4 protein-coding genes are annotated in these 4,696 nt (G+C 59.3%); 3 read left to right on the top strand and 1 reads right to left on the bottom strand.

The window, feature by feature from the left end; translation table 11 throughout:
* Positions 1-2,823, bottom strand: a 2,823-nt coding sequence (metH, locus tag VIL80_RS00135; protein WP_332034138.1) for a methionine synthase, incomplete at its 3' end; no start/stop codon positions are given.
* A gap of 193 nt (positions 2,824-3,016) precedes the next feature.
* Here metH and VIL80_RS00130 point away from each other — a divergent pair.
* The 3 genes from VIL80_RS00130 to VIL80_RS00120 form a co-directional block, all read left to right on the top strand.
* Positions 3,017-3,703 carry a type 1 glutamine amidotransferase domain-containing protein gene (locus tag VIL80_RS00130; RefSeq protein WP_332034137.1) on the top strand — a complete coding sequence of 229 codons (687 nt, stop codon included), beginning with the start codon at positions 3,017-3,019 and terminating at the stop codon, positions 3,701-3,703.
* A 149-nt stretch (positions 3,704-3,852) separates the two neighbouring features.
* Complete coding sequence (nfuA, locus tag VIL80_RS00125) at positions 3,853-4,455, top strand: Fe-S biogenesis protein NfuA (protein ID WP_332034136.1); 603 nt, start codon at positions 3,853-3,855, stop codon at positions 4,453-4,455.
* A gap of 125 nt (positions 4,456-4,580) precedes the next feature.
* On the top strand, positions 4,581-4,696 hold a 116-nt coding region (locus VIL80_RS00120; RefSeq protein ID WP_414684504.1), incomplete at its 3' end, for a YqhA family protein.

The following is a 4,696-nucleotide window of genomic DNA, read 5'->3' as shown; positions in this document are numbered from 1 at the left end:
GAAGTCGTCCAGCACCGTGATGCCCGGTTTGTTTGGTGCCACCGGCTGGAAACTGGCCCAGTCGAATTGCGGGCCCGCCTTCAGCGCGTCCGCGTAACTCAGGCGCGGGTCGTTGCGCTTGCGGTTGGCGGTGCGCTCGCGGACTTTTACATATTCTTCCTGCACGTTTTTGACGAATGCCGGGCGCAGTTCGTCGGACAGCAGGCTACTGGCAACCCCCACCGCGCGCGAGGCGTCTGCCACATACACCACCTGATTGCGCTTGTACTGGGGCTCGATTTTCACCGCAGTGTGCGCCTTGGAAGTGGTGGCACCGCCGATCAGCAGCGGCAGATCAAAGCCCTGGCGTTCCATTTCCGCGGCCACGTGCACCATTTCGTCCAGTGAAGGAGTGATCAGTCCGGAGAGACCGATGATGTCGCACTGCTTTTCCTTGGCGGTTTGCAGAATGGTTTCCGCCGGCACCATCACGCCGAGGTCGATAACCTCGAAGTTGTTACACGCGAGTACCACACCGACGATATTCTTGCCGATATCGTGCACGTCACCCTTTACGGTGGCCATCAGAATACGGCCGTTGGGTTTACTGTCCTCGGTCTTTTCCGCCTCGATATAGGGCTGCAGATAGGCCACCGCCTGTTTCATCACACGTGCGGATTTCACGACCTGCGGCAGGAACATCTTGCCTTCGCCGAACAGGTCGCCGACCACGTTCATGCCGTCCATCAGCGGGCCTTCGATCACGTCCAGCGGGCGCCTGGACTGCTGGCGGGCTTCCTCGGTGTCCTGCTCGATGAAATTATTGATGCCTTTGACCAGCGCGTGCTCCAGGCGTTTTTTCACCGGCCACTGGCGCCAGGCCAGGTCTTCCTTGCGCTCGGCGGTAGAGCCGTCGCCGCGGTATTTTTCCGCGATCTCCAGCAGTGCCTCGGTGGCGTTGTCGTTGCGATTGAGGATCACATCCTCGACCTTGTCCCGCAGTTCGTCGGGCAGGTCGCTGTAAACCTCGAGCATACCGGCGTTGACGATACCCATATTCATGCCGGCCTTGATGGCGTGGTACAGGAATACGGAGTGGATCGCCTCACGCACCGGGTTGTTGCCGCGGAAGGAGAAGGACACGTTGGAAACACCACCGGAGACATTCGCCCCTGGCAGGTTCTTGCGAATCCAGCGGGTGGCCTCGATAAAGTCCACCGCGTAGTTGTTGTGCTCGTCGATACCGGTAGCCACCGCGAAAATATTCGGGTCAAAGATGATATCGGAAGGGTTGAAGCCTACCTTGTCCACGAGGATGTCGTAGCTGCGCTTGCAGATTTCGATCTTGCGCTGGAAGGTATCCGCCTGGCCAGTTTCGTCGAACGCCATCACCACCACGGCGGCGCCGTAGCGCAGGCACAGTTTGGCCTTGTCGACAAATTCTTCCTCGCCTTCCTTCAAACTGATGGAGTTGACGATGGGCTTGCCCTGGATGCACTGCAGGCCCGCCTCGATCACCTCCCACTTGGAGGAGTCCACCATAAACGGCACCTTAGCGATGTCCGGTTCGGTGGCACACAGGTTGAGGAAACGGCGCATGGCGGCGACCGAGTCCAGCATCGCCTCATCCATGTTGAAGTCGATCACCTGCGCTCCGTCTTCCACCTGCGCGGCGGCGATCTGCAAGGCGGTATCGTAATCCTCGTCCATGATCAGGCGCTTGAAGCGGGCGGAGCCGGTGACGTTGCAGCGCTCGCCCACGTTCACGAACAGGGAGTTTTCATCGGCGATGTACGGCTCGAGGCCGGAGAGGCGCAGGGCAGGTTTGATCTCCGGGCACTTGCGCGGGGCGATGTCCACAACGGCATCGGCAATCGCACGGATGTGTTCAGGCGTAGTGCCGCAGCAGCCGCCGAGAATATTGATAAAGCCGCTCTGGGCGAATTCCGCTACGATCGCTGCAGTTTCCTGCGGCGTCTCGTCGTATTCACCGAACTCATTTGGCAGGCCCGCATTGGGGTGGGCGGATACGTGTTCCGCACACACGCCGGAGAGCGCCTCAATGTACGGGCGCAGCTCGGTGGCACCGAGGGCGCAGTTGAGGCCGACGGACAACGGTTTAGCGTGGGCCACCGAATAGTAGAAGGCTTCGGTGGTCTGGCCGGACAGGGTGCGGCCGGAGGCGTCGGTGATGGTGCCGGAAATCATGATCGGCAGCTCAAAGCCGCGCTGCTCGAACACTTCCTGCACTGCGTAGATGGCCGCCTTGGCATTCAGGGTGTCGAAGATGGTCTCGATCAGGATGATGTCCGAGCCGCCGTCGATCAGTGCATGGGTGGATTCGATGTAGTTTTCCACCAGCTGGTCGAAGGTCACATTGCGCGCGCCGGGATCGTTTACGTCCGGGGAAATACTCGCGGTGCGAGAGGTTGGGCCCAGCACCCCGGCCACGAAGCGGGGTTTCTCCGGGGTGGAGAGGGCATCCGCCGCACGGCGTGCCACTTCCGCGGCCACCCGGTTCAGTTCCGGCACCAAGTCTTCCATGTTGTAGTCAGACTGGGACAGGCGGGTGGCGTTGAAGGTGTTGGTCTCGATGATGTCCGCACCGGCCTCGAGGTAGTCCCGGTGAATCCGCTCGATCAAGTCCGGCTGGGTGAGTACCAGCAGGTCGTTGTTGCCCTTGATGTCGGAGGGGTAGTCCGCAAAGCGCGCCCCGCGGTAATCCGCCTCGCCGAGCTTTTCCCGCTGGATCATGGTTCCCATGGCGCCGTCCAGAATCAGGATGCGCTCGCCCAGGGCGGCGTATAGCTGTTTCAGGCGTTGATCGCGGGACTGCTGGGACATGGACACTTCCTTAAACCAAGGTATCAAAAAGGGCGGCAATCTTAGCACAGTTGACCGGGTTCTTCGGCGCTGTAGTCATGTATCGAGACCAAGTATTCATAACCTTGTAACCATTGGTTCTAGGGCCGGTTCTAGCCGCGATTTAACCGATCCTCACACTACACTCGGTGGACTGACGACAGGGGAGGAAGCCATGAAAATCCTGATGGTGCTTACGTCTCACGACGAGTTAGGGAATACCGGCAAGAAAACCGGCTTCTGGCTGGAGGAATTTGCCGCGCCTTATTACGTGTTCGTGGATGCGGGAGCCGATGTGACCCTCGCGTCCCCCAAGGGCGGGCAGCCGCCGCTCGACCCCAAAAGCGATGCCCCGGATGCCCAGACGCCCGCCACCCGGCGCTTTCGCGAAGACCCCGCCGCCCAGGAGGCCCTGGCGCACACCGTGAACCTGGATGAAGTGGATACGGACGATTTCGATGCGCTGTTTTACCCCGGTGGCCACGGCCCGCTGTGGGACCTGGCGGAAGATCAGCGTTCTGTGGTCATCATTCACGGCTTCTACCGCGCGGGTAAACCGGTGGCGGCGGTTTGCCATGCGCCGGCGGTATTCCGCCACACCGTGGACGAACAGGGTGAACCGCTTGTCCGCGGCAAAAAGGTGACCGGCTTCAGCAACAGCGAAGAAGACGGCGTAGGGCTTACCGACGTGGTGCCTTTCCTGGTGGAAGACATGCTCAAGGAGCGGGGGGCGAACTATTCCAAGGCGGAGGACTGGCAGAGCCATGTCTGTATCGACGGGCTGCTGGTGACCGGGCAAAATCCCGCGTCCTCCGAGGGTACCGCGCGCGCACTTCTCTGGAGCTTGTCCGAGGCGGGATAGCCTGTGGTTGCGCAGCCGCAGCCTCCTGATTCGGCCGGCTATTCTGCCCGGTTTCACTCCGGCACGGATGGGCGTAGAATACCCGACCGCCGAGCTTGGTTATTCCCGCTCGACTCGGTTTCAGGAAGTCCGGTAATTTGAGAAGGTCTATGTCAGAACAGCCGTCAGAATTGAACGTCACGATCACCGACTCCGCCAAGGAGTACCTGCGCGACCTGCTCGCCAAGCAGGACTGTGAAGGTATCGCCATCCGCATGTTTGTATCCAACCCGGGTACTCCGAATGCGGAAACCTGTATTGCCTACTGCCGTCCCGGCGAGGAAAAAGAAGGTGATGTGGCCTTGGAGCTGGACGGCCTCAAAGCCTACTTTGAAGGGCGCAGCATTCCCTATCTGGACGAAGCCCGGGTGGATTACTCCTCCGACAAAATGGGCGGCCAGCTCACCATCCGCGCGCCCAACTCGCGCATGCCGAAGGTGAACGACGACAGCCCCATCGAAGACCGCATCAACTATGTCCTTTACAGCGACGTAAACCCCGGTCTCGCTTCCCACGGCGGACAGGTGAGCCTGGTGGAAGTTACCGAAGATATGTACGCGGTACTTAAATTCGGCGGCGGTTGCCAGGGCTGCGGCATGGTGGACATGACCCTGAAAGAGGGTGTCGAGAAAACCCTGAAAGACAAGATTCCAGAGCTGGCGGGGGTGAAAGATATCACCGACCACTCCGATAAATCTCAGGCGTATTACTGAGTTAAAAAAATTACTGAGTAAAATAAAATCGCGGCAAGGCCGCGATTTTTTTATTGCTAACCCCTAATTAACGCGAATGAAAAAACACCAATGAGGTAACTTTGGAAAAGCTGATCGAACAAACCATGTACCGCTCCCGCTGGCTGCTGGCCCCCATCTATCTTGGGTTGAGCCTGGCTGTGGTGGCACTGGCCATAATGTTTTTTAAGGAAACCTTTCACCTGCTCGCGCATATTTTCAC

The organism is Microbulbifer sp., assembly GCF_036563125.1.
Taxonomy (GTDB): domain Bacteria; phylum Pseudomonadota; class Gammaproteobacteria; order Pseudomonadales; family Cellvibrionaceae; genus Microbulbifer.
The sequence above is the reverse complement of the archived record's forward strand: the minus strand, read 5'-3'. Positions and strand labels throughout refer to the sequence as shown.

Bases quoted from the DNA above. Each gene is read 5' to 3' on its own strand.
- VIL80_RS00130 (WP_332034137.1), top strand. From the start codon at position 3,017: ATGAAAATCCTGATGGTGCTTACGTCTCACGACGAGTTAGGGAATACC.
- nfuA (WP_332034136.1), top strand. From the start codon at position 3,853: ATGTCAGAACAGCCGTCAGAATTGAACGTCACGATCACCGACTCCGCC.